Here is a 25,933-nt window from a genome sequence, read left to right as displayed (position 1 = left end):
TTACTCTACACGATGACACTGAACTAATCGATGGTGTAGAAAAAACCAACCCGGGCGGATCGCGCTCAATGCATCCACTCAATAGGCAACAATCACAGAGGCGAGTAATTCGCCTCTGTGATTTGCGGATTATTTGTTTTGATGCGCCTTGATCAGTACCGATGTATCCATTCGTCCCAATCCTTGTGCTTGCAGTGATTGATACATTGCATCGACTTGTTGAGTCATAGTCAAATCTAGATTATTTTTCTCGGCTTCATTGAGACATATCCCTAAGTCTTTTCGCATCCAATCAATCGCAAAGCCAAAATCAAACTCGTCACGTGACATAGTCACGGCGCGGTTTTCCATCTGCCAAGAACCGGCAGCACCATGTTTAAGCACGTTAACAACCTGCTCTACATCAAGATTTGCTGATTGAGCAAGTTGCAGGGCTTCGCTCAAACCCTGTAAAATCCCGGCAATGCAGATTTGATTGACCATTTTGCAGCGTTGACCTTGGCCATTAGCACCAAGCAGTACCGCTTGTTTGCCATAAGTATTGAAGAGTGTAGAGAGGGCTGAAAATACGTTAGGCTCGCCACCGCACATAATGGTTAGCGCACCATTTTCGGCTCCTGCTTGACCACCAGAGACAGGAGCATCGACAAAATGAACCTCTTTCTCTACACAAGCTTGCGCGATCTCTTGCGCCAGTTCGGCAGAGGTGGTGGTGTGATCAACAAGGATTGAACCTGCTTTCATCCCCGCAAGAACCCCTTTTGGGCCGAAAACAACGCTACGAACATCGTCGTCATTACCAACGCAGATAGCAACCGCATCGCACTCCTTTGCTGCTGCATATGGGGTGTTTGCAGACTTACCACCGAATTCATTTGTCCATTGTATTGCTTTGGACTCAGTGCGGTTATAAACGCGAGTATCGAATCCCGCTTTCGCTAAGTGGCCCGCCATTGGGTACCCCATGACACCTAAGCCAATAAAAGCGACATTGTTAATTTCCATCATTGCTCTCCATAAATAATGATTGCCAATCCTCTGATCTACAACCTTTTACGTCAAGTGTAAAAAAACCGGCCTGAGCCGGTTTTTATATCATTATCTATTAAATTGTCATCTCACCGCGCAACACTTGCTGCATTTTTACTTTTACTTGCTCATAGCTTAAGCCTTGGCTGAGTAGGTAGTGCAACTTAGCTAGTGCTGCTTCAGGCGTCATATCATAGCCACTGATCACTCCGGCTTCAGCTAATGCGCATCCTGTTGCATATCCACCCATATTGACTTTTCCTGCGAGACATTGGGTTAAGTTAACCACGATAACGCCGCGCTGTGAGGCATCTTTAAGGTGCGCAAGCAGTTCTGGGTTTTGGGGTGCATTACCGACCCCAAAGGTGAGTAAAATCATTGCGTTAACCGGTTGAAGTAGAGTGTTACGAATCACTTCATGGGAAATGCCTGGGTACATGGTGATCACACCGATTGGCTGTGGCGTGATGTCATGGATGGTAAAGCTACCCTCAGGTTGTGCATCTACTTTAATATCATTGCTGATTTGAATGTTAATCCCGGCTTCGAGCAACGGCGGTAAGTTTGGAGAAGTAAAAGCATTAAAACCATCGGCGTGCGATTTGGTGCTGCGGTTACCGCGCATTAGCTTATTATTGAAAAACAGAGTGACTTCATTGATTGGGTAATTCGCAGCGATATGCAAAGCATTAAGTAAGTTGGCTTGGCCATCAGAGCGCAGTTCCGCAAGGGGAATTTGCGAGCCGGTGACAATAACTGGTTTAGCGAGGTTCTCTAGCATAAATGATAAAGCAGAGGCAGTGTACGCCATGGTGTCGGTACCATGTAAAATCACAAAGCCATCGTATTTGTCGTAGTTATGACGAATATCATCAGCGATTTGCTGCCAATCTGCCGGAGTCATGTCAGATGAATCAATCAGCGGTTCGTACTCGTGAATAGTGAACTCTGGCATTTCAGGGCGATGAAACTCAGGCATGCTTGCGAGTTGTTTTTCCATGAAACCTGCTACTGGCACATAGCCGTGGTCATGGGATTTTTGCATGCCAATGGTACCGCCAGTGTAAGCGATATAAATATGTTTTCTAGCCATTGCTTGAAACCGGTTATTTTGTAGGGGAACAGAGTGGCGAATTATAACGTAATCGAGGCCAATAAAAAGGGGGATTTCGCACAGGAATCCCCCTTAATTATTGACTGTTCAGCAGTGCAGTGATGTTTGTCGACTAGTGTTATTGAATCTGACAGTTAAGGCAGAATGCGTAGTGACCTTTAGGGTCATTAAAGCTTTGCAGCATATCGGCATCTTGTAACACTTGAGTGGCGATCGGCTGTAGCGCTGCTGGTAGATAGGTATTTACATCAAAACCAAATTTAACCTGAACTTGATTGATGAAGTCTTGGATAAACTGCTGTGCTGGTGACAGAGGCTCTTCAACCCAGTACAGGTTGTATTGTTCAACATCGGCAAGTTGCGCGGCTAACGCAACCGCATCATCAAAATCACCGATTTTATCGATTAAGCCTAATTTAAGTGCATCGTGGCCAGTCCATACACGACCTTGCGCAATATCGTCTACTTGTTGCAGCGGGATGTCTCGTGATTGACTCACTAAGCCAATAAAGCGGCTGTAGCCATGCTCGATGCCCATTTGGAAAGCCTCAGCTGCCCCTGCAGATAATCCGGTGGTAATACCGACATCTGAGAATGGCGAGGTGCCGATACCATCAGTATAGATACCGAGCTTGTTTAAGCCTTTTTCAAAGGTAGTGATAACACTGAAGATGCCAATCGAGCCAGTCAATGTTGTTGGTTGAGCGACAATGCTGTCTGCACTCATGGAAATCCAGTAACCGCCCGATGCCGCGAGACTAGACATTGACACCACAACCGGTTTTCCGGCCTCTTTTAATGCATCGACTTCGTTACGAATTACCTCTGAAGCAAAAGCGCTCCCGCCCGGGCTATCAACGCGCAGTACCACGGCTTTGACTTTGTCATCCGTGCGAGCTTGGCGTAGCAGTGCCGCGACAGTATCCCCACCAACCGTACCACGTGGTTGAGAGCCATCCATGATCGCGCCACTTGCCACTACCACTGCAATATCATCGTTGGCGTGGTTAAAATCAGGCGTCATTGTGGTTAGGTATTGGTAGTAATCGACATGGTTATAACTGTCTTCACCATTACTACCAAACACTTCCACTAGCGCTTGACGAACTTGTTGGCGAGTGGCAAGGCTATCGACCAATCCTACGTTCAGCGACAGAGCGGCTAAATCTCCGTTGTTTTGCTTAAGTAAGGCTAAAAATTTGTCCATGTCAGGAGTTAAGGCGTCAGGGGCAAGTTGACGGTTAGAAGCGACATCATCAATGTAGGAACCCCACAGTTGACCTAACCAATTAGAAGCGGACTCTTTGGCCGCTTCTGACATGTTATCGCGCACAAAAGGTTCAATTGCCGACTTGTAAGTGCCAACTCGAAAAACGTGAGTGTTAACGTCGAGGTTCTCTAGCAAGGTTTTGTAATACATTGAATAGGCGCTGTAACCTTTAAGCATGACCGCGCCATCGGGCGCTAGGTAGATCTTATCAGCGTAACTGGCCAAATAATATTGGCTCTGATTATACATATCCCCAACAGCGTAAATCGGTTTACCAGAGGCTTTAAACTCGTTCAGTGCTTTGGCAATGTAGCGCAGTTTGGTTAAATTTGTTTCTGGCATGTCGCTCAGTGCTAATACGATACCGCTGACCTTACTGTCATCTTTGGCGTGGCGAATCGTATCGACTATCTCGAACAGTACATTCTCTCTAGGTAGGTCTTGGCCGAATAAAGAGCCAGTTACTGAGTCCATTGGATTAACATAACTTGATTGTTCAACAATTGGCCCTGAAAGGTTGAGAATTAAAGCTGATTTGGTCGGTACAGTGGGAACCGGCGTTTCAGCGCTAGTGTACAGAAAATAGATAGTGCCGATACTGGCTAGAAAAACCAGGTTGACGAGAGCAATACGTACAAAGGAGAGCAGTTTCCACAACCCTTTAAAAAGCATGCCAATAAACTTAAAAATATTTTTCATTATGTCTCCGCTGCGTATTGTGCAGTTTAAGGCTTATTCGCTGTAAGACCTTATAAAATCAGATAAGTTACATCCTACTCAAACTCGTATAGGCAAACAACTGTTAGATTGATCGGTGTTACAAAAATGTAAACGACTGTTTGATTTTTAATGAAGATGATTTTATTGTGGTCTGACCACAATAAGAAAAGAGTGAAGTGATGTCTGCCATGTACCCAAACCTACTTAAGCCATTAGATCTTGGATTTACTCAATTACGTAATCGAGTGTTGATGGGCTCCATGCACACCGGTCTCGAAGAGCACAAAGAGGGGCTAGGTAAGCTGGCTGCTTTCTATGCAGAGCGCGCTAAAGGCGGCGTCGGGCTTATTGTTACTGGTGGTTTTTCACCTAATTTCCGTGGGCGACTGCATCCGTTCAGCGCTGAGTTTAGTAAACCAAAACATGCTAAGGCGCATAAGGTAGTCACTCAAGCTGTGCACGAACACGGTGGCAAAATCGCGTTGCAATTATTGCATGCCGGTCGTTATGCGATGCACCCTTTCGCCCAAAGTGCTTCTGCGATTAAAGCGCCGATTGCCCGTTTTGCGCCAAGCGAAATGAGCAGTCGTCAAATTAGGAGTACGATTGACGCTTTTGCGAATAGCGCTTCGCTTGCTCAGTTGGCCGGTTACGATGGCGTCGAAGTCATGGGCTCAGAAGGCTACTTGCTCAACCAGTTTATCTGTAAACGCACCAACATGCGCTACGACGATTGGGGCGGCAGCTATGAAAATCGCATGCGCTTTCCTCTCGAAGTGGTCAAAGCCATTCGTCAGGCGGCTGGCGATGACTTTATCATCATCTTCCGCCTCTCTATGCTAGATTTAGTCGAAGAGGGCAGTACATTTGATGAAGTCGTTACACTGGCAAAAGAGTTAGAAAAAGCAGGTGTTACCATCATTAATAGCGGCATTGGTTGGCATGAAGCACGTATTCCTACTATTGCCACTCAAGTTCCGCGCGGTGCGTTTACTTGGGTAACAGAAAAAGTGCGACCACATGTTAACGTGCCGATTGTGACCTGCAATCGAATCAATACACCAGAAGAGGCTGAAAACATTCTAGCCAGCGGTCATGCCGACATGGTATCGATGGCGCGTCCGTTCCTCGCTGATCCACATTTTGTCATCAAAGCTGAACAGAACCAATCGCCACTGATCAACACCTGTATTGGTTGTAACCAAGCGTGTCTTGATAATGTCTTCAAAGGCAAACGCGCAGGGTGTTTAGTCAATCCGTTGGCTTGCCGAGAGACAGAACTTATCGTCACCGAGGCCGCGACCAAGAAAAATATTGCCGTTGTAGGCGCAGGCCCTGCGGGGCTAGCCTGCGCGACCACCTTAGCCGAGCGTGGTCATCAGGTTGACTTGTTTGAGCGCAATGACCGTATCGGAGGCCAATTCCGTTTGGCCATGCAAATTCCAGGTAAAGAAGAATTCAGAGAAACGATTCGCTATTTTGCTAATCGCATTGACCAAACCGGTGTTAAATTACACCTTGAGACCGAAGCGGATTATGACTTACTGGCAGAGTATGATGAAGTGGTGATGGCGTCTGGGGTTGAGCCGCGTAAAGTCAATATTCAAGGTTTGGATACACCAGATAAAGTGGTTGATTATCAAACACTGATCAAAGAGAAAACCTTTGTCGGTAATAAGGTTGCGATTGTTGGCGCTGGTGGTATTGGTGTTGATGTCGCGACAATGTTGACCGAGCCAGTCGGGCATAATTTGGACGATTGGCTGCACGACTGGGGAATCGACAAAGAGATAGCTTACCCAGGAGGACTTTACCCTTACCCAGATTCAGTCAGCGAAAAAACCGTCTGGGTGCTGCAGCGTCGTAAAGGGCGTGTAGGTAAAGGGCCAGGCAAAACTACAGGCTGGATCCACAAGCGTACGTTGGAAAAACGCGGCGTCAACCTATTGGGTGGCGTGAGCTATGACCAAATAGACGAGCAGGGACTGCATATTACTATTGATGATAAGCCACAACTGCTTGATGCCGATAAAGTGGTTATTTGTGCAGGGCAGGAATCTGTGCGCCCATTTGAAAGCCAATGGCCCCTGCTGGGTGATAAGTTACACGTGATTGGCGGTGCCGATTATGCGGGTGAATTAGACGCGGTGCGCGCGATCAAGCAAGGCGTTGAGCTCGCAGTTAAACTGTAATTTCAAGTCAATGACAAAGGCTTCCGAGTGGAGGCCTTTGTTTTTGTGTGGAGACGTTACAAAATGACGGTTTTATTACCGTAGACAAAGACATGGTCATTAAGCACTTTATTGAGTGCTTTACTTAGGACATTTTTTTCGACGTCACGGCCTGCTTGGGCCATATCTTGAGCGCTAAAGTTATGATCGACGGGAATCACGTCTTGTTTGATGATTGGGCCTTCATCAAGATCATTGGTCACGAAGTGCGCGGTTGCACCAATGATCTTTACGCCACGCTCATACGCTTGTTGATAAGGTTTCGCCCCGATAAACGCAGGTAAAAAGCTGTGGTGGATGTTGATGATTTTATGATGATACTTTTCAACAAAAGAGGGGGTGAGGACACGCATATACTTGGCCAAGACTAAGTAATTCGGTTGATACTGTTCAACCACTGCCAGCAGTTTCTTCTCATGTTCTTCACGATTTAAGCCTTGATGAGAAACATGATGGTAAGGAATGTCGAAGCGCTCAGTAAGGCTCTGTAATGTGTCGTAGTTGCCGACGACTGCCGCGATTTCTACATCAAGGCTCCCATCATAATTTTTCATTAAAATATCACCTAAGCAGTGTGCTTCTTTGGTGACGAGAATAACGATGCGTTTACGGTCTGAACCCATCAGTTGACGCTTAGTTCCTTGTGGCAGTGCTTGATCAAGATCGGCCAGAAAAGTGGTATCGTTAAAATAGCCTTCAAGTTCAGTGCGCATGAAAAAGTGCCCACTGGTATTATCGACAAATTCGTTGTTGTGTACGATATTGAGTTGGTGTTTGTAACAGATATTGGTGATCTTAGCGATAAGACCGGGCGCGTCTGTACAGTGCGTTAGTAGTGTTTTCTTTTCCATTTGGTCAGAACTTCCGTGAATTATTTTTTTCGACTTGTGAATTTTTACAGGGGACTCGAACGGTGAGCTCTCCCTCATTATTGAAGCTACAATTAAACTAATATCGAAAAGGTTTCAACAAATAATCTAAGTTAACCGTTTGGCTTAGTGTTTTGTTTGAATTTTATGCTCTGTTTAGCGTGTTTATAGGTGGTATTTATGGATAAAGAGCTATTAGCCCGTAAGCTTTATTCTGAGCGAGTCAGTGCTCTAACTGGCGGAAAAGAATTAGACGAAGAAATTCTCGATCAAATGTGGGAAAACAAAGCATCCCCAAGTGAGGCGGCACGCGCAATGACAGAAGTAGAGCCAGATGGCTTTTCTGGGCCTGCGTGGCTAAGTCGTTACCTTAATAAACGTTAACCTTGTCAAATTACTTGGGCGCGAAAATCTCATTCGCGCCTTGGTATGAAAGCTGCCATAATTACCCATCTCTTGTTCAACCTCATACTGTTTGATGATTTCAAAAACCTTCTCGGCGCAGGGAGCGCTAGGTAAAGCGATTCCGGGCTTTCAACCGCGTCAGGCGCAAGTCGATATGGCCGAATCGGTTGCCAAGGCAATTAAAGAGCAGACTCAAGTGGTGGTCGAAGCTGGGACAGGTACTGGTAAAACCTTTGCTTATGTGGTTCCTGCACTGCTGAGTGGTAAGAAAGTCATTATCAGTACAGGTTCGAAAAACCTCCAAGAGCAACTTTTCCATCGTGATTTGCCGTTAATGATCGACGCATTAGGTTTTTATGGCCAAGTAGCTCTATTAAAAGGGCGTGCGAACTACTTGTGTCTTGATCGGTTAAGTCGCCAGATGGTCGAAAGTCACAATCAAACTTCCGATCCAACATTGCTTAGCCAGTTGATCAAAGTCCGCAGTTGGGTCTCAGAAACCAAAAGTGGCGATTTGGGTGATTGCGATGCGATTGCTGAAGATAGCCTAATTATTCCCACCATTACCTCAACTAACGATAATTGCTTAGGTAAAGAGTGCCCAAGTTACCAAGATTGTTTTGTGCTTAAAGCGCGCAAACGGGCGTTAGACGCCGACGTGGTTGTGGTCAATCACCATCTATTTTTGGCAGATTTGGCGATCAAGGAAACGGGGTTTGGTGAACTGATCCCTGAAGCAGAAGTGTTTATCTTTGATGAAGCCCATCAGTTACCTGATATTGCCAGCCATTACTTTGGCCAATCCTTGTCGAGTCGTCAAATTCAAGACCTCAGTAAAGATATCGAAATTGCGTATCGTACTGAGGCTAAGGATATGCGTCAGTTACAGAAGGCGGGTGAAAAACTGTTGCAAACTGCCATGGACTTAAGAATTGTATTGGGTGAGCCGGGTTTTCGTGGTAATTGGCGTGAAGCACTGGCGTCACCCTCGATCGGTCGAGAGTTAAGACGGTTGGAAGAAGCGCTAGAGTTTGTCATCGAAGTGCTTAAATTAGCGCTCGGCCGCAGCCAATTGCTCGATAGTGCCTTTGAACGTGCTAATACAATTAAGGCACGTCTCGACCGAATTTGTGACGTATCGATTACCGGTTACTCATATTGGTATGACACCACTCCTCGGCATTTCAGTTTACACATCACGCCGCTCAGTGTGGCCGATAAGTTTCATGAACAGATCGAGATGAAACAAGGCGCGTGGATTTTTACTTCAGCGACATTGGCGGTTAATCATGATTTTGGCCATTTTACTTCCCGCTTAGGTTTGAAGCCTCAAGCGCAAATGTCATTACCAAGCCCATTTGATTACCAAAGTCAGGCGCGTTTGTGTGTTCCTCGCTATCTACCTGAGCCCAATAGTCCTGGAATAGCTGATAAGTTAGTGACGATGTTGAGTCCGGTGATTGAACAAAACCAAGGACGATGTTTTTTCTTATGTACCTCTCACAGCATGATGAAAGAGCTGGGAGAACGCTTTAGGCACACCCTGACTGTGCCGGTGCTGATGCAAGGCGAAACCAGTAAACAGAAAACCCTTGCAGAGTTTATGGAACTTGGTAATGCGTTACTGGTCGCTACAGGTGCATTTTGGGAAGGGATCGATGTTAGAGGTGATGCCCTTAGCTGTGTTATCATCGACAAACTGCCGTTTACCGCCCCCGACGATCCTTTGCTGAAAGCACGTATCGAAGATTGCCAATTAAAAGGCGGTGACCCTTTTTCTCAAGTTCAGATCCCTGACGCGGTGATCACTTTAAAGCAAGGGGTTGGGCGACTGATACGCGACAAAAAAGATAAAGGCGCGCTGATTATTTGCGATAATCGCTTAGTCACTCGCGACTACGGTGGAGTATTTATTGCGAGCCTACCGCCGATACCACGCACAAGAGATTTGGCTGTGGTACAAGACTTTCTTGAACATTAATCACACATCAATAATTAGAGATATCAATGAGTGTAAAGATCCTTGCTCTAGATACAGCAACTGAAAACTGTTCGGTTGCTCTTTTAGTCGACGACAAAGTATATGTGCGCAGTGAAATTGCACCGCGCGATCACACAAAGAAAATCCTACCTATGGTCGATGAGGTGCTGAAAGAAGCCGGTTTGACCTTGACTGATCTCGATGCATTGGCATTTGGACGTGGGCCTGGCAGCTTCACTGGAGTACGGATTGGCATTGGTATTGCACAAGGTTTATCATTTGGCGCTGATTTACCCATGATTGGCATTTCAACGTTAGCAGCTATGGCACAAGGCGCTTACCGTAAACATGGTGCAGAGCAGGTTGCAACAGCGATTGATGCGCGCATGAGTGAAGTGTATTGGGCACGTTATCTTCGTCAAGAAGATGGCACTTGGTTGGCAGTGGATGAAGAGGCGGTGATCCCGCCTCAGTTAGTGGCACAAAACAGCCACTCTGATGAGCATCAATGGTATAGAGCAGGAACAGGTTGGCAGGCATACTCAGAGCTACTTGACCAAGTCAAGTTTGTCACGCAACAAAGCGACGTGCTGTTTCCTGATGCGGAAGATATTGTTCAGCTGGCAAAATTTGAGCTAGCGAAAGGCAATACCATCGATGCAGAGCAAGCAAGCCCAGTTTACCTTCGTGATACTGTTGCATGGAAGAAGCTGCCTGGCAGAGAGTAACGGAGTCATACGACTCTTAAGATAAGCGGATAGTATGGTATCAATTAACGGGTTACCTCCTTCGATTCCTGGCCCCAACCGAGCGAATAAGGCCAACAAAAAGAATGAGGCAAATAAGTCGCAAAACCAGTCACCAGTTAGTCAACCTAGTAAGGTGGCAAACGCGGTGGCCCATTCTATCCGTCACGTTAACGAGTCTGATATTCATAAAGCGCAAGTCCAATATGATCTGCCTGAAGGGCGAGGTCGCAAAGCCATGCAAGAGTACCTCAACGTGTTGAATCAGAATAAGCGCGAGGAACTTTCTCAGATGCTTGGTGTCGATATTTATATCTAAACCGCTACGTAAGTTTAAGTTTTTGATGAATAAATACACATCCCAGCTACTGATCGTCTTTTTGGGTCTGTTTACCCTCAGTGCCTGCAGTACGCTTCCAGATAGCCTTAAATCAGATAACCCTAATATCATCTCTGACTACCAAACTTGGCAAGCGAACCCTGACTCATCAAGTCTAGTGCGCTTGGGTGGTGTCATTGCCAAAGTGACTAATCTTGAGCAGAAAACTCGAATTGAAGTCGTCAACCTACCGATAAGTTCTGCGGCCAAGCCAGATATTAATCAAGAGCCGCAAGGGCGTTTTGTGGCCTATGTTGAAGGTTTTTCTGATCCTGTTACCTTGTCAGAAGGTCGTCTCATCTCTCTGATTGGTGAGAGCAAAGGGCGCGAAAAAGACTTGGTTGGAGAGTATCAATATGACTTTCCAGTGATGAAAGTCAATGGTCTCCATCTTTGGCGAGTGGAAGAACGGGTTATAGTTCATGAGATAAACAGCTATTTAGATCCCTGTTTTGGTCTCTACTGTCGAGACTCAAATTTTAGTAGCGGATATGGCAAAGTGATCAAAGAAGTGAAGTAATGCGGGTAGAAAGATGTCACAGCATCGATGCCGTGCAGATAGCAACGATAGAATATGGCGAAAGTTCTAACGCCGATGTTTCGTTGCTATTCATCCATGGTTGGTTAGATAACGCCGCTAGCTTTGAGACAGTGATGTCGGAGTTACATGCACTTCAACCCTCATTGCATCTTTGCGCAATCGATTTACCAGGGCACGGCCTGTCGAGCCACAAAGATAGCCACAATTTCTACCCATTTCATGACTATATAGATGATATTTATCAATTATTGGCTAAGTTATCACCAAACAGGCTGGTGTTAGTAGGTCATTCACTTGGTGCTTTGATTGCAAGTTGCTATAGTGCCGCCTTTCCAGAGCAAATTAGCGGATTAGTTCAGATAGAAGGAAATGGGCCTTTAGCCGAAGAACCTCATTTAAGCGTGTCACGTCTACGCGATGGGGTACTGAGCCGACAACGAATTCGTCGTAAACCTGTTCGCACTTTAACATCGCCGCAACAAGCGATACAAAAACGAGCAAGAGTGAATGACATCGACAGCGATTTAATTGCCCCTGTTGTGTATCGCGGTATACGTCAATGTAATTCTGGTTGGCAGTGGCGGCACGATAATAAGCTACAAAGTCAATCACTGTATCGACTGTCATTCCAACACGCTGACACCTTTCGTCAACATGTCTTGTGCTCACAATTAATTATTCTCGGTGAGCAGGGTTTTGAATCTTTGCAATCAATATCAATCGATGCTCGCGCCTCGACGCAAATAGAGTCGATTCACGGCGGTCATCATTGTCATCTGCAAGCTCCTTCTAGAGTAGCTAGTCTAATTTTTGGCTTAGTTAACAAAATTTAAACAAGTGTTTGAGTGTTTCGTGCCCAAACTGCCGCTCTGTGCTGTAATAGTCGAGTTTGAAAATAGAGCTTTCACATTGATGACAGCCAGTTAATTTCGAGGAGTTTTACCGTGGATAAACCTTGGTTATCGCGTTATCCAAGTGATGTGCCAGAGCACATCAACCCAGATCAATACCCATCTTTAGTTGAGATGTTTGAACAGTCAGTACAAAAGTTCGCTGACCAGCCTGCATTTATGAATATGGGCTCGGTAATGACTTTCCGTAAGTTAGAAGAGCGCAGCCGTGCCTTTGCAGCCTACTTGCAAAATGATCTTAAATTAAAGAAAGGTGACCGTGTTGCCTTGATGATGCCCAACCTGCTTCAATACCCAGTGGCGTTATTTGGTGTGCTGCGCGCTGGACTGATCGCGGTCAATGTCAACCCACTTTATACGCCTCGAGAGCTAGAACATCAGCTTAATGATGCGGGGGCAACGACCATAGTGATCGTATCAAACTTTGCCAATACGTTAGAGCAAATCGTTGATAAAACACCCGTTAAACATGTTGTCCTGACCAGTCTTGGTCAAATGTTACCCCGAGCGAAAGGAACATTAGTTGATTTCGTGGTTAAGTACGTCAAAGGCATGGTACCAAAATATGACTTGCCGGGTGCAATCTCAATGCGTCAGGCGCTGCATAAAGGGCGTCGTCTCCAGTACGTTAAGCCCTTTATGTCGGGCGAAGATATCGCTTTCCTACAATATACTGGCGGAACGACCGGCGTTGCCAAGGGAGCGATTCTTACTCACCGTAATATGATTGCGAACGTTTTACAGGCTAAAGGCGCTTATGGTCCGGTGTTGTCTGAAGGACGTGAACTGGTTGTGACGGCACTGCCGCTTTATCATGTGTTTGCGTTAACGGTGAATTGCTTACTGTTTATTGAAATGGGTGGACAAAACTTACTGATCACCAACCCACGTGATATTCCAGGTTTTGTTAAAGAGCTACAGAAATATCCGTTTACCGCGATTACTGGTGTCAACACGCTATTTAATGCCTTGGTCAACAACGAAGACTTCCATGAACTTAACTTTAGCAAACTCAAGCTAGCGGTAGGTGGCGGTATGGCGGTTCAGCGAGCAGTTGCAGAACAGTGGAAGAAAACCACAGGTATTCACTTACTAGAAGGCTATGGTCTGACAGAGTGTTCGCCATTAGTTGCTGGCAACCCTTACGATCTTGTCGACTATACCGGCGCGATTGGCTTACCAGTGCCATCAACAGAAGTACGCATTGTCGATGATGAAGGTAATCCACTGGCGATGACAGAAGTAGGTGAGTTGCAAGTCCGTGGCCCTCAGGTGATGCAAGGGTACTGGCAGCGCCCTGAAGCGACTAAGGAAGTGATCAATACTGAAGGTTGGTTGTCTACTGGCGATATCGTTAAATTCGATGACGAAGGATTGCTGTATATCGTTGACCGCAAAAAGGACATGATTCTTGTCTCTGGCTTCAATGTTTATCCAAATGAGATAGAAGATGTGATCGCTCTACATGGCAAAGTGCTTGAAGTTGCGGCGATTGGTCAGCCTCACGAGGTCTCAGGCGAATTGGTAAAAGTTTATGTGGTCAAGCGCGATCCGAGTTTAACCAAAGAAGAGATCATTGCGCACTGTCGTCAACATTTAACCGGTTATAAAATACCGAGATTAGTTGAGTTCAGAGAAGACTTACCAAAAACCAATGTGGGTAAGATTCTACGCCGCGTACTACGTGAAGAAAACGATGCTAAGCTTGCTCAATCTTCCCAAGAGTAACTCAGTTACCTGAGCAAGATAATCTGTTTAATGGTAGAATGCCGACTCATGTAGTCGGCATTTTTGTTCGCCGCCAAAGACCGCTAATAGTGAGAAGTTAGTGAAATATCAGATTATTACCAAATCCGAACACCTCGACATCGTGATTAATCGTGCACGCGAAGCTGATGTCGTGATGCTAGACACCGAGTTTGTCCGTACCCGTACTTATTATCCGCAATTAGGCTTAATACAGCTGTTTGATGGTCAAGAGCTATCCTTGATAGACCCGACGGTTATCGATGATATGAGCGCTTTTATTCAACTGTTGCAAGATACCTCTGTGTTGAAAGTTCTCCATGCATGTGGGGAAGATTTGGAAGTGTTTCACAATAGCTTTGGCTGTTTGCCATACCCAATGGTAGACACACAATTGATGGCTGCTTTCTTAGGCCATGGCTTATCGACAGGCTTTGCTGCACTAGTCGCCGAGTACTTAAACGTTGACCTTGATAAAAGCGAGTCTCGAACGGATTGGCTTGCCAGACCTCTAACCCAGAAGCAATTAGAGTATGCAGCCGCTGACGTCTACTACCTTGAGCCACTATATCAACAACTGTTTGCAAAAATTACCCAAGCAGGCTGGTGGCAAGCGGTGCAGCAAGAAAGCGACTTACTCGCCAGTAAGCGTATTAAGAACCCGAATCCAGAGATGGCCTATCTCGATATCAAAGGGGCGTGGCAGTTAAAGCCGAGTGAGTTAGCGGTGTTGAAGCCACTAGCAACCTGGCGGCTAACCGAAGCGATTCGCCGCGATTTAGCGCTCAACTTTGTCTTTAAAGAAAACGACTTGCTGACCATTGCTCGAAAAGGGGTTCAAAGTCGCCAATTGATGGAGCAAGAGGGGATGGATATGCGCGCTGTGCAGCGTCATAGTGCACGTCTCATCTCATTAGTTAAATCCGCTAAGATGACACCGGCCGATGACTACCCAGAGCCAATAGAGCGTCTGATGGATGCTCAAGGTTATAAACAGACGTTCAAAATCCTTAAAGATGAAGTGAAGAAAGCTTCTCAAACCAGTGGATTGGCGACCGAGTTTTTAGCATCAAAGAAGCAGCTTAATCAGTTCATTAGTTGGGTATGGAAACAACAACGTAACCCAGCGAAACTACCTGATGTGATGCAAGGTTGGCGTCTGGAACTCTTTGGCAACAAGCTTAATAAATTGCTTTAAGCGACGGTCATTTGATACAAAAAGGGCTTCCAACTGGAATAATGCTGATTGTTTAGTTGCTTGAACGATCCTACAGAAGCCTCATAATCGGCCGTAACGAAAGTTACGGCCGATTTTTTATGTCTGAGCTTTCAAAAGAGTTACAGGTTACTGCAGAGTTTTGCCACGAGCGCCCAATCGCAGCCAATGATGACGACATTGCTGTGGTGAACTTAGGTTAGAAATGAATGATTGGAATGGCTAATAGCGGTGTGATAAATAAAAAACAGCCTCTTGTTTAAGAGGCTGTTTAATCGGGTTTACTCAGAGATTTAGTACTGAGGTTTGGTCATTACTGCGCCCGCTTGACTACGCGCAACTTGACTACCTGCACCACGAGCGTCGTAACGCTCACCTTTAAGCGGTGCTGCCACAACCGTGACCTCTTTGACTTCAGTGTTACCTGAGGCTTTCGCCATCGGTGCTGAAGCGTGACCTTTAAGGTTTGGTGGTAGTACAATTGCTGTTTTCTCAGGCTTGCTAACTTCAACTGTCGTTTCGGCTTGCACTGGCTCAATTTCAACAGAAGCTTGCTCTGTTTCTACCGTTGTTTCTACTGTCACTGCTTCTACTACTGGCTGTACGGTTTCAATCGCAGTTTGTACGGTTTCGACCACAGGTTCAGTTGTTTCAACGGCTTCAACCGGAGCTTCAACGATTGGAGTGATTGGCGCAGTATCAACTACTGGCTCAACAATCGCGTCTTCACGGCGAACAATCACTTTACCCATTGCCATTTCAGGGCACGCGAATCCACCTAACGTTGGGCTCGTCATTTCAGCGTTATCGTCTGCAACTACATCGGCTGCAGCTACAGGCTCAGCTTTTGGCTTCTGCTTTGGCGCTGGTTTGGTAATACCGTAACTTGGCATCACTTTACCCATTGCCATCTCAGGAGAAGCAACACCACCTTTGCGAAGGCGGAATGGGTTAGGGCGGCGATCACGTCCGCGACGGCGGCGCTGGCCACTTGCACGCAGATGACGTGGTGAGCGACGGTTACGACGTTGTTTAGGTTGCTCTTCTGATTCAGCATCTTGTGCTGCTAGCGTTTTCTCTTCAACAGTATCCGCTTTTGCTTCAACTGCGATTTGTTTCGCTTTTTGCTCTGATTCAGCTTGCGCTACCTGATCTTTAACTCGAACTTGCTTCGTCATCTTGCGACGTTGGCGACGCTCTTTAATTTTGACCGTTTTCTCTTCAACACGCTCTTTGCGTACTTCAGGTTGGTCACTTTGTTGAGCGTCGGTGGCAAGTTTCAGACCTTCTTCAGCGACTTTGCTTGCTTTAGCATCATCACGTTTATTGCGCGGTTCTTGCTTCGGCTTACGGTTTTGCTGTTTGCGGTCGTTACCTTTTTTCACTTCATCTGGTGTGTCGTCGCGAGGCGACGTTTTACGCTTGTTGTCGCGTTTCTCATCCGGTTTTTCGTTGCGAGTATCGCGGTTGTTACGACGACGATTATCGTTACGAGGACGGCGATTGCGATTGTTGCGGTTACCTTCGCGACGCTCTTCTTTTTCTTTAGGTTGCTGTTCTTGCGGCTGTTTCTCTTCTTCTTTGGCAGAGCCAGACAAGAAGCCGCCTAACGCTTTCAAAAAGCGTGTTACTAGGCCTGGCTGTGATTCTTGCTCTGCAACAGTCGCCGCTTTTTTCTCTGGCGCTTTTTCTGGTGCTTTTGGCGCTATCGCTGTTGGCGCAGGAGCAGATTGACTTGGCGAGGCAAAACCTTTTAACGCAGGTTCTTCCAGACGCTTTGGTCTCGCTTCGCTTTCAACTGGCTCCTTACCTTCCGCTTCCTTCATCGCATCAATCTTTTGCGGTAGAAGATAAGAGAGAAGATCGAACTCTTCGCCATCACGAACACGGACCACGTCAAAATGCGGTGTTTCCATGTCAGAGTTTGGAACGACGGTAATCTTAACTTCTTGAATGCGTTCAATATGGTTAACTGAACGGCGTTTTTCGTTAAGTAAGTAAGAAGCGATAGGGACAGGAACAACCGCCAATACTTGGGTTGTGTTGTCTTTGAGCGCTTCTTCTTCGATAAGACGAAGTACAGACAGAGCCAGTGATTCATTGTCGCGAACGACACCAGTACCGGTACAGCGCGGACAGATATGATGACTTGCTTCTGCAAGTGATGGACTCAGGCGTTGACGTGACATTTCAAGTAGACCAAAACGAGAAATTCGGCCTATTTGAACACGAGCGCGGTCCATTCTTACTGAGTCGCGAAGACGGTTTTCAACTTCACGTTGGTGACGGACGGGTGTCATATCGATGAAATCGATAACAACAAGACCACCTAAGTCACGAAGGCGAAGCTGACGAGCAATTTCTTCAGCGGCTTCAAGGTTTGTGTTTAATGCGGTCTCTTCGATATCACCGCCTTTTGTTGCACGAGCAGAGTTGATATCAATAGAGGTTAAGGCTTCCGTTGGGTCAATGACTATTGAACCGCCAGAAGGCAAGCGCACTTCGCGTTGGAAAGCCGACTCGATTTGGCTCTCGATTTGGTAGTGGCTAAATAGTGGTACTTCGCCATCGTATTTCTTCACTCGACTCACGAAGTCAGGGCGAATTAGACGAATATGCTCAAGCGCACGTTCATAAATCGTGTTGCTATCGATCAGGATTTCGCCAATGTCGCGACGTAAATAATCACGAATAGCGCGAACAATAACGTTACTTTCTTGGTGGATTAAGAAAGGTGCTGCATTGGTCTCAGAGGCTTGTTTAATCGCGCCCCAATGGTTAAGCAACACGTTAAGATCCCACTCAAGTTCTTCAGCGCTTTTACCCACCCCCGCAGTACGTACAATCAAGCCCATGCCTTGCGGCAGTTCCAGAGTGCTTAATGCTGCTTTGAGTTGAGTTCGTTCATCGCCTTCGATACGGCGAGAAATACCGCCAGCTCGAGGGTTATTTGGCATCAGAACAAGGTAGCTACCTGCAAGAGAAACGAAAGTAGTAAGAGCTGCGCCCTTGCTGCCACGTTCTTCTTTTTCGACTTGTACGATTACTTCTTGGCCTTCTTTAAGCACTTCTTTAATGCTTGGACGACCTTGATAAGTGTAACCTTCAGGGAAATATTCGCGGGCAATTTCTTTTAGAGGGAGGAAGCCGTGTCTTTCTGCACCGTAGTCAACGAAAGCCGCTTCAAGGCTTGGTTCGATGCGTGTGATACGTCCTTTGTAGATATTTGCTTTTTTTGATTCATGTCCAGGGCTTTCGATATCCAAATCGTACAAGCGCTGACCATCAACCAAAGCAACACGCAACTCTTCTTTTTGAGTTGCGTTAATTAACATTCTTTTCATTGATAGATCTCGTTGTCATTCTTCGTTTTGTGTTCTTATCGTTTCTATCACTATCACGGTGCCTGATCCCATGGCTTAATCAGTGCAGCCTCCCGGCTGGAGGGATGCTCTCGGGCACGTCAGTCTCACAAGCATTTCTCGTACGGCTTGTGAGCCACATTTGTGGCGTTAAAACACTCAACATGATGAGTGATGAGTAGGACGATAAGGTGTTAATTCCAAAAATGTCTTACGCCGTGTGCTGCATTTTGGTAGATTAACGGGCTACTCGATTTTTTGCTCAAGTATGAGTTGGTTTGTTTAAAATGCAACCACATCATAGTTTGCAGGTGTGAACTATAGCAGTACCCACTAAACTCAGCAATCTGCTTTATAATAAAACGCTAAAAAATTCGTTTTTATCATTTATAAGCAACTGTTTTTTCGGGTTAATCGGGCTTCATCTTGATATTTGTAAGAAAATTGATGAATTTCTGTTCGTAGCGGATTTGCAAGCCATTCTTAGTCCGCCAATTTTCCAATATGTTGCGTAGAAAATGTGATTTTGCGCAACTTTGAGTGTTAGAATAAACCCATGAGTGAAATTAGAACGAAAGTCCAGTTCGTCGATATTGACGATGATATGGCGGGTCAGCGTATTGATAACTTCCTACGCAACCAATTGAAAAGTATCCCCAAAAGTATGGTTTACCGAATCGTGCGCAAAGGTGAGGTTCGCGTCAATAAAAAACGCGTTAAAGCTGAGTACAAACTCAAAGCGGGCGATTTGGTCAGAATTCCACCAGTGACAATTGAGGAACAGGCCGATGAGGTTGCTCCGAGCACTAAGCTTAATAAGGTGGCAGAGCTTGAGCATATGATCATTCATGAAGATGATCACATGCTCATTCTGAACAAGCCGTCTGGTACAGCGGTGCACGGAGGAAGTGGACTGAAGTTTGGCGCGATAGAGGCACTGCGAGCATTGCGTCCTGAAGCTCGGTTTTTGGAGCTTGTGCATCGTATTGATCGCGATACTTCTGGCATTTTGCTGGTTGCAAAAAAACGTTCAGCGTTGCGTCATCTGCAAGCTCAATTTCGCGAGAAAACCGTCAAGAAATTCTACTTTGCACTGGTTATGGGCGAATGGAAAAGCAGTTGTAAAGTCGTCAATGCGCCATTACTGAAACACGAAGTGAACAGTATTGTACGAGTTCACCCTAATGGGAAAGCGTCGGAAACACGCTTCAAGATCCTTGAAAAATTTGCTCAAGCGACGCTCGTTCAAGCAAGCCCTATTACAGGCAGAACGCACCAGATTCGTGTCCATAGCCAATATGCAGGTCATCCGATTGCGTGGGATGATCGTTACGGGGACCGACGTTTCGATGCGTACACCAGTAAAGTTGGTTTAGATCGATTGTTCCTTCACGCGGCAAATATTAAGTTTCAGCACCCATCAAATGATGAGTGGGTGGAGATTAATGCTCCAATGGAGCCCAAATTAGAGCAAGCATTAGCGGGATTACGTAAAGGTTAACAACGCAAATCGTGCCTGTCGCGATGGCAATGACCATCGTCACTAAACTGTGATAGCGGTTGACGAAGCAACGTCAATCGTTACTCACTGTCTCGCTAAAGCACTTCAAACCCTTGCGCTTGCAGCATATCTATCAAGTCAATCAGAGGCAGACCAATTAATGCGTTAGGATCTTTACCTTCTAAACGCTCAAATAGGGCAATACCTAAACCTTCACTCTTAAAACTGCCAGCGCAATAGAAAGGTTGCTCTTTATCAACGTAGTGCTCGATCTGTTGTGGACTCAGTGATCGGAAGTGAACCGTGAAGGTATCCATTTTAACCTGAGTTTGCCCGGTGACGCTGTTGTGCAGTGCTAACCCCGTGTAGAACTGAATCGACTGTCCGCTTTGCTGAGTCAGTTGATCAATTGCTTTATCGCGAGTAAGTGGCTTACCGATGATATTACCGTTAATAACGCACACTTGGTCGCTGCCAATGACAAGGCTCGCGCCCTCGGTTAGGCAAGACTGGGCTTTTTCCTGAGCTAAACGCTGGACCAGTTCGACTGGAGATTCACCACTAAGCGGTGTTTCATCGCAATCTGGTGACGCAGTAACAAAGGGAATTGCTAGTTTATTGAGCAATTGCTGGCGATATGGTGACGTAGAAGCTAAAACTAGTTGGTAATTTTGCATTTTAATTTACAATTGAATCATGAGTTAGAACGAGATTGATCGATATTATCGCTTTGATACTAACTCCGAAACTGATAAGGAAAAAAAGTCTAACTTTTTCCCCTTTTTCTTTGACTCTAAACGATTTGGAAGATAGAATTCGCGCCCTATGCAAAAGGTAAAAATACCGCGTACGATAGATCCTACACGCGCTGCTCAAAAGCGACTTGATGTTGAAGGTATTATTCAAGTCAGTCTCTTTAAGCGTTTAGAGGAATCAGTCGAAGGCGTTAAACGCGACGCCCAAGTGTCACTGTCATTTGACTTAGATGAGCAGCGACTCGTTGTTATCTCTGGTAAAGCTAACATCGTAGTCGACTTAGAGTGTCAACGCTGTAATGAGGTTTTCGCACATCAGTGCGATGTCCAATTCACTTACACACCGTATCACGGTGAAAAGACTGATGAGGAAGCACCGGAAGAGTACGATTTGGTAGATCTGAACGAGTACGGTGAGTTAGACCTAATTGAGTTAGTTGAAGACGAGTTCATTTTAAATTTGCCTCAAATAGCAATGCACGATGAAGCGGACTGTAGCGTTAATCCAGATAATATGGTGTTTGGTGATATTCCAGAAGAGATTGTGGAAGAGCAGAAGCCGAATCCATTTGACGTTTTAAAAAGCTTAAAGAAGTAATTCTTTAAGAACTTACATAGGAGTAGGGTCAATGGCCGTACAAAAGAGCAAGAAATCACGTTCAATGCGTGGTATGCGTCGTTCACACGATGCCCTAACTACAGCAGCACTTTCTGTAGACGCAACTTCAGGTGAAACTCACCTACGTCACAACGTAACTGCAGAAGGTTACTACCGTGGCAAAAAGGTTATCAACAAGTAAGGTTGACCTTTGCACAATATAACCGTTGCACTTGATGCAATGGGCGGGGATTTCGGTCCTCGCGTCACAGTGCCTGCCGCCGTGCAGGCACTGTCGCATTTCCCAGAGCTAAAAGTGACCCTAATCGGTGATCAAGCTTCGATCACATCTCAATTATCTTCTCTTGGTTATCAGTCTGATACTCGTTTGAGTATTGAGCATACTGACCGAGTGATTTCCAACTCAGAAAAACCTTCCCTCGCGCTGAGAAATAGTCATGGTAGCTCTATGGGCACCGCCATTGACTTGGTCGCTGCCAACCGAGCTGATGCTTGCGTAAGTTGTGGCAACACTGGCGCATTGATGGCGTTATCCCGTTTTAAATTGAAACTGCTCCCTGGTATTGAACGCCCCGCGCTTACCACTGCTTTGCCGACGGCATCGGGCAACCGAACTTGGATGTTAGACTTAGGTGCTAATGTTTCTAGTGACGCTGATTCGCTGTTTCAATTTGCCGTCATGGGCAGTGCATTAGCTGAGCAATATCTGCAAAGACCGCCGAGAGTGGCAATTTTGAATATTGGCGCAGAAGAAATCAAAGGCAATGATCTTGTCAAGCGCTGCGCAGAAATGTTATCTCAAACTCAATCGGTCAATTTTGTTGGCTATATTGAAGGTAATCAGTTACTCCGCGATGCTGCAGACGTTGTTGTTTGTGATGGCTTTGTGGGCAATGTGTGCCTTAAAACATGTGAAGGTACTGCTCAACTCTTTATTGACAAGCTAAAATCAAGCATGATGGCTTCATCGATAAAGGGTTGGATTGCAAGAAAATTATTTTCTGAGCTATTTAACGAGCTAAAAACATTGAACCCCGACCAGTATAATGGCGCAAGTTTGCTAGGATTGCGCGGCATTGTCATAAAAAGCCACGGAAGTGCTGATGTAGACGCAGTCATCAACGCGATTGGTGAAGCACTGCATGAGGTCAAACGACAAGTACCCACCCGTATTAGTGATCGTTTGGAAGCGGTTTTACTCGAGAGGCATTATTAGTCTTCATGTATAGCAAAATTTTAGGTACTGGCAGCTACCTGCCATCTCAGGTGCGTACTAACGCAGATCTAGAGAAAATGGTAGATACCAGTGATGAGTGGATTGTCGCTCGCACGGGTATTAAAGAGCGTCGTATTGCTGCTGAAAACGAGACAGTTGCCGACATGGGTTATATCGCTGCAAAAAATGCTATCGAAATGGCAGAAATTGACAAAAATGCGATTGATTTGATTATTGTCGCAACAACCAGCAGCAGCCACACGTTTCCATCTGCTGCGTGTCAAGTTCAAGCCAAACTTGATATTCAAGGGTGTCCTGCATTTGATCTGGCAGCCGCATGTTCAGGGTTTGTTTATGCCTTGTCTGTTGCCGATCAACATATCAAATCGGGTATGTGCAAAAATGTGCTAGTTATCGGCGCTGATGCTTTGTCTAAAACTTGTGATCCTACCGATCGCTCAACCATTATTCTGTTTGGTGATGGTGCGGGTGCGGTGGTGGTTGGTCAAAGTGAAGAGCCAGGTATCATCTCAACTCACATTTATTCAGATGGTCGATTTGGCGAATTGCTTAGCCTACCAGTGCCTATTCGCGGTCAAGATGCGAATAAATGGTTACATATGGCGGGTAATGAAGTCTTTAAAGTGGCGGTTACTCAATTGTCGCGACTGGTAAAAGATACGCTGGCTGCCAATGGTATGCATAAGTCTGAATTAGATTGGCTGGTTCCACACCAAGCGAACTATCGCATTATCTCAGCGACAGCCAAAAAGCTTTCAATGTCGCTTGACCAAGTGGTTATCACGCTACATAAGCACGGCAACACTTCAGCAGCGACAGTGCCAACGGCACTCGATGAAGCCGTGCGTGATGGTCGAATTCAGCGCGGGCAAACTTTGTTGCTTGAAGCATTCGGTGGCGGATTTACTTGGGGTTCAGCATTGGTTAAGTTCTAACCTGCAGCAGAATAGTTACAATTGAAGGTGCCAGTATTGGCATCTTTTCTTTGTTCTCTTTTATGAAAGAAAATGGTTTAAGGAATAGATAATGAGCAAGTTTGCTATCGTATTTCCAGGTCAAGGTTCTCAAGCAGTTGGCATGCTAGCGGAGCTTGGCGAACAGTATGACGTAGTTAAACAAACATTTGCTGAAGCGTCTGACGCTCTTGGCTATGACCTTTGGGCTTTGGTTCAAAATGGTCCTGCTGAAGATCTCAATCAAACGCATCGTACTCAGCCAGCATTACTAGCATCATCCGTTGCTATCTGGCGCGTTTGGCAAGATCTTGGTCTAGAACAACCGGCTAAACTAGCGGGCCACAGTTTAGGTGAGTACTCAGCACTAGTGTGTGCTGGTGTGATTGACTTTAAACAAGCGATCAAACTGGTTGAACTACGCGGTCAGTTAATGCAAGAAGCGGTACCAGCAGGTACTGGTGCCATGTATGCCATCATCGGTCTTGACGACAGTGCGATTGCTCAAGCGTGTGAAGACGCAGCTCAAGGCGATGTTGTTTCGCCAGTCAACTTTAACTCACCAGGTCAGGTGGTAATTGCGGGTAGTAAAGCCGCCGTCGAGCGCGCGGGTGCATTGTGTAAAGAAGCGGGTGCAAAACGTGCTTTACCGTTGCCCGTTTCTGTTCCCTCCCACTGCGCATTGATGAAACCTGCGGCAGATAAGCTTGCTGTGGCGCTTGAAGAGATTGAATTTAATTCCCCTCAGTTGCCTGTCATCAATAACGTTGATGTGATTGCTGAGACGGAACCGGCGAAAATTAAAGATGCGCTTGTTCGCCAGTTGTACAACCCAGTACGTTGGACTGAAAGTGTACAGCTAATGAGTGATCAAGGCGTAGAAAAACTATTAGAGTTGGGCCCAGGTAAAGTACTGACAGGCCTGACTAAACGTATCGTGAAGACACTGAGTAGCGCTGCTGTGAATGACATCGCTTCGTTAGACGCTGCAAAGTAACTTACAGAGCATAGGAAAGAAGAATATGATGAATCTAGAAGGCAAAATTGCTCTAGTGACAGGTGCTAGTCGCGGAATTGGCCGTGCTATCGCTGAACTGTTGGTTGAGCGCGGTGCGACGGTAGTCGGTACTGCGACTTCTGAAGGCGGCGCAGCTGCGATCAGTGAATACCTTGGTGATAATGGCAAAGGTATGGCGCTTAACGTGACGGATGTGGCATCCATTGAAGCAACGCTGAAAGCGATCAATGAAGAGTTTGGCGTGATTGATATTCTAGTGAACAATGCGGGCATCACTCGTGATAATCTACTGATGCGAATGAAAGATGATGAGTGGAACGACATCATCGATACAAACCTAACACCTATCTTCCGTATGTCAAAAGCAGTATTGCGTGGCATGATGAAAAAACGTGCAGGTCGTATTATCAACGTCGGCTCTGTTGTGGGTACTATGGGTAACGCAGGTCAAACTAACTACGCTGCCGCTAAAGCAGGTGTGATAGGTTTCACTAAATCGATGGCTCGTGAAGTAGCGTCTCGTGGTATCACTGTCAATACGGTTGCGCCTGGTTTTATCGAAACAGATATGACGAAAGCACTAAACGATGAGCAACGTGCAACGACGCTTACCAATGTACCAGCAGGTCGTTTAGGTGATCCGCGTGAAATCGCTGCAGCTGTTGTCTTCCTTGCTTCACCGGAAGCGGCGTATATTACAGGCGAAACTTTGCATGTAAATGGCGGTATGTACATGGTGTAAATCGCTTTCTTGTAGAATTGAGGAAAATTTTCATTAATTTTCACTCAAATTTCTGCAACGGCAGTGAATTTGTCTATAATGTCGCCAGCTATGCTACTTATTGTCATTAAAATAGCCTATAGTTTGTGATAATTGACATAGAGTTGCGCAACATTTGTGCATGATTTAAGTCAAAAATGTATTGAATTTCGGTTAAAATCGCTAAAATTGTGGTTTGACCAGCAAGGTCCCTCTTGCAACTTTCAGTAGTTCTAATAAACTACGGAATCATCGCATTGAGCGAAATCTGTAAAGGAAAAGAAAAATGAGCAACATCGAAGAACGCGTAAAGAAAATCATTGTTGAACAGCTAGGTGTAGACGAAGCTGAAGTTAAAAACGAAGCTTCATTCGTTGACGATCTAGGTGCTGATTCTCTAGACACTGTTGAACTAGTAATGGCTCTAGAAGAAGAATTCGACACTGAGATTCCAGACGAAGAAGCTGAGAAAATCACTACTGTTCAAGCTGCAATCGACTACGTAAACAGCGCTCAGTAATATCTCTCCCAGGCGGCCTTCTGGCCGCCTGTGTTCTTTTAAACACTTCT

Annotated in this window: 23 protein-coding genes; 17 read left to right on the top strand and 6 right to left on the bottom strand. The window is 45.8% G+C overall.

The features are described 5' to 3' along the window. Positions 1–129: 129 nt before the first annotated feature. The 3 genes from CDZ87_RS02320 to sppA all read right to left on the bottom strand — a co-directional run bounded on the left by CDZ87_RS02320 (position 130) and on the right by sppA (position 4,112). Complete coding sequence (locus CDZ87_RS02320; protein ID WP_100751999.1) at positions 130–1,005, bottom strand: NAD(P)-dependent oxidoreductase; 876 nt, start codon at positions 1,003–1,005, stop codon at positions 130–132. A 100-nt stretch (positions 1,006–1,105) separates the two neighbouring features. Beyond that, entirely contained in the window at positions 1,106–2,122 is a 1,017-nt protein-coding gene (gene ansA, locus CDZ87_RS02315; RefSeq protein ID WP_100751998.1) for an asparaginase, read from the bottom strand. 139 nt (positions 2,123–2,261) lie between these two features. Next, positions 2,262–4,112 (bottom strand): signal peptide peptidase SppA, encoded by a 1,851-nt coding sequence (sppA, locus tag CDZ87_RS02310; protein ID WP_100751997.1) that lies wholly within the window; start codon positions 4,110–4,112, stop codon positions 2,262–2,264. Positions 4,113–4,321: 209 nt separating this feature from the next. Here sppA and CDZ87_RS02305 point away from each other — a divergent pair, with 209 nt between their 5' ends. Next, positions 4,322–6,325: an NADPH-dependent 2,4-dienoyl-CoA reductase gene (locus CDZ87_RS02305; protein ID WP_100752052.1), complete on the top strand. Its 2,004-nt coding sequence runs from the start codon at positions 4,322–4,324 to the stop codon at positions 6,323–6,325. Between the two features lie 56 nt (positions 6,326–6,381). Here the strand turns inward: CDZ87_RS02305 and purU are convergent, their stop codons facing one another. Continuing rightward, a complete protein-coding gene (gene purU, locus CDZ87_RS02300; protein ID WP_100751996.1) occupies positions 6,382–7,215 on the bottom strand; it encodes a formyltetrahydrofolate deformylase in 834 nt (277 codons plus the stop codon). 198 nt (positions 7,216–7,413) lie between these two features. Here purU and CDZ87_RS02295 point away from each other — a divergent pair, with 198 nt between their 5' ends. From CDZ87_RS02295 to rnd, 8 genes are all read left to right on the top strand, one after another. Next, positions 7,414–7,617: a hypothetical protein gene (locus tag CDZ87_RS02295; RefSeq protein WP_100751995.1), complete on the top strand. Its 204-nt coding sequence runs from the start codon at positions 7,414–7,416 to the stop codon at positions 7,615–7,617. 94 nt (positions 7,618–7,711) lie between these two features. Further along, positions 7,712–9,619 (top strand): DNA repair helicase YoaA, encoded by a 1,908-nt coding sequence (gene yoaA, locus CDZ87_RS02290; protein ID WP_100751994.1) that lies wholly within the window; start codon positions 7,712–7,714, stop codon positions 9,617–9,619. Positions 9,620–9,645: 26 nt separating this feature from the next. After that, positions 9,646–10,347 carry a tRNA (adenosine(37)-N6)-threonylcarbamoyltransferase complex dimerization subunit type 1 TsaB gene (tsaB, locus tag CDZ87_RS02285; protein ID WP_100751993.1) on the top strand — a complete coding sequence of 234 codons (702 nt, stop codon included), beginning with the start codon at positions 9,646–9,648 and terminating at the stop codon, positions 10,345–10,347. Positions 10,348–10,381: 34 nt separating this feature from the next. Continuing rightward, positions 10,382–10,684: a hypothetical protein gene (locus CDZ87_RS02280; RefSeq protein ID WP_038172898.1), complete on the top strand. Its 303-nt coding sequence runs from the start codon at positions 10,382–10,384 to the stop codon at positions 10,682–10,684. A gap of 25 nt (positions 10,685–10,709) precedes the next feature. After that, a complete protein-coding gene (locus CDZ87_RS02275; RefSeq protein ID WP_100751992.1) occupies positions 10,710–11,264 on the top strand; it encodes a Slp family lipoprotein in 555 nt (184 codons plus the stop codon). Beyond that, a complete protein-coding gene (locus tag CDZ87_RS02270; RefSeq protein ID WP_100751991.1) occupies positions 11,264–12,118 on the top strand; it encodes an alpha/beta hydrolase in 855 nt (284 codons plus the stop codon). Before CDZ87_RS02275 ends, CDZ87_RS02270 begins: the two co-directional genes overlap by 1 nt. Positions 12,119–12,229: 111 nt before the next feature. Then, positions 12,230–13,924, top strand: a complete 1,695-nt coding sequence (fadD, locus tag CDZ87_RS02265; protein WP_100751990.1) for a long-chain-fatty-acid--CoA ligase FadD — start codon at positions 12,230–12,232, stop codon at positions 13,922–13,924. A 100-nt stretch (positions 13,925–14,024) separates the two neighbouring features. Continuing rightward, the gene (gene rnd, locus CDZ87_RS02260) at positions 14,025–15,140 is read left to right on the top strand and encodes a ribonuclease D (protein WP_100751989.1); all 1,116 of its coding nucleotides are present in this window, start codon (positions 14,025–14,027) and stop codon (positions 15,138–15,140) included. 311 nt (positions 15,141–15,451) lie between these two features. On the opposite strand, the gene rne is transcribed toward rnd, so the two are convergent. Then, positions 15,452–18,502, bottom strand: coding sequence for a ribonuclease E (rne, locus tag CDZ87_RS02255; protein ID WP_100751988.1), 3,051 nt, complete (start codon positions 18,500–18,502; stop codon positions 15,452–15,454). 574 nt (positions 18,503–19,076) lie between these two features. Between rne and rluC the strand changes: the two genes are divergently transcribed. After that, on the top strand, positions 19,077–20,021 hold the full coding sequence (rluC, locus tag CDZ87_RS02250; RefSeq protein ID WP_100751987.1) for a 23S rRNA pseudouridine(955/2504/2580) synthase RluC: 945 nt from the start codon (positions 19,077–19,079) through the stop codon (positions 20,019–20,021). A 95-nt stretch (positions 20,022–20,116) separates the two neighbouring features. On the opposite strand, the gene CDZ87_RS02245 is transcribed toward rluC, so the two are convergent. Further along, positions 20,117–20,698, bottom strand: a complete 582-nt coding sequence (locus tag CDZ87_RS02245; protein ID WP_100751986.1) for a Maf family protein — start codon at positions 20,696–20,698, stop codon at positions 20,117–20,119. 148 nt (positions 20,699–20,846) lie between these two features. Between CDZ87_RS02245 and yceD the strand changes: the two genes are divergently transcribed. From yceD to acpP, 7 genes are all read left to right on the top strand, one after another. Continuing rightward, positions 20,847–21,374 (top strand): 23S rRNA accumulation protein YceD, encoded by a 528-nt coding sequence (gene yceD / locus CDZ87_RS02240; protein ID WP_038172887.1) that lies wholly within the window; start codon positions 20,847–20,849, stop codon positions 21,372–21,374. Between the two features lie 31 nt (positions 21,375–21,405). After that, positions 21,406–21,576 carry a 50S ribosomal protein L32 gene (rpmF, locus tag CDZ87_RS02235; RefSeq protein ID WP_004414666.1) on the top strand — a complete coding sequence of 57 codons (171 nt, stop codon included), beginning with the start codon at positions 21,406–21,408 and terminating at the stop codon, positions 21,574–21,576. A 9-nt stretch (positions 21,577–21,585) separates the two neighbouring features. After that, a complete protein-coding gene (gene plsX, locus CDZ87_RS02230) occupies positions 21,586–22,611 on the top strand; it encodes a phosphate acyltransferase PlsX (RefSeq protein ID WP_100751985.1) in 1,026 nt (341 codons plus the stop codon). 5 nt (positions 22,612–22,616) lie between these two features. Next, positions 22,617–23,567: a beta-ketoacyl-ACP synthase III gene (locus CDZ87_RS02225; RefSeq protein WP_100751984.1), complete on the top strand. Its 951-nt coding sequence runs from the start codon at positions 22,617–22,619 to the stop codon at positions 23,565–23,567. Between the two features lie 91 nt (positions 23,568–23,658). Next, the gene (gene fabD, locus CDZ87_RS02220; RefSeq protein ID WP_100751983.1) at positions 23,659–24,582 is read left to right on the top strand and encodes an ACP S-malonyltransferase; all 924 of its coding nucleotides are present in this window, start codon (positions 23,659–23,661) and stop codon (positions 24,580–24,582) included. Between the two features lie 28 nt (positions 24,583–24,610). Further along, positions 24,611–25,345 (top strand): 3-oxoacyl-ACP reductase FabG, encoded by a 735-nt coding sequence (gene fabG / locus CDZ87_RS02215; RefSeq protein ID WP_172953547.1) that lies wholly within the window; start codon positions 24,611–24,613, stop codon positions 25,343–25,345. Positions 25,346–25,649: 304 nt separating this feature from the next. Beyond that, positions 25,650–25,883, top strand: coding sequence for an acyl carrier protein (gene acpP / locus CDZ87_RS02210; protein ID WP_004406112.1), 234 nt, complete (start codon positions 25,650–25,652; stop codon positions 25,881–25,883). Positions 25,884–25,933: the final 50 nt, after the last annotated feature.

Source organism: Vibrio salilacus (assembly GCF_002811245.1).
GTDB classification, from domain to species: domain Bacteria; phylum Pseudomonadota; class Gammaproteobacteria; order Enterobacterales; family Vibrionaceae; genus Vibrio; species Vibrio salilacus.
This window is presented reverse-complemented; position numbering and strand designations above follow the sequence as displayed.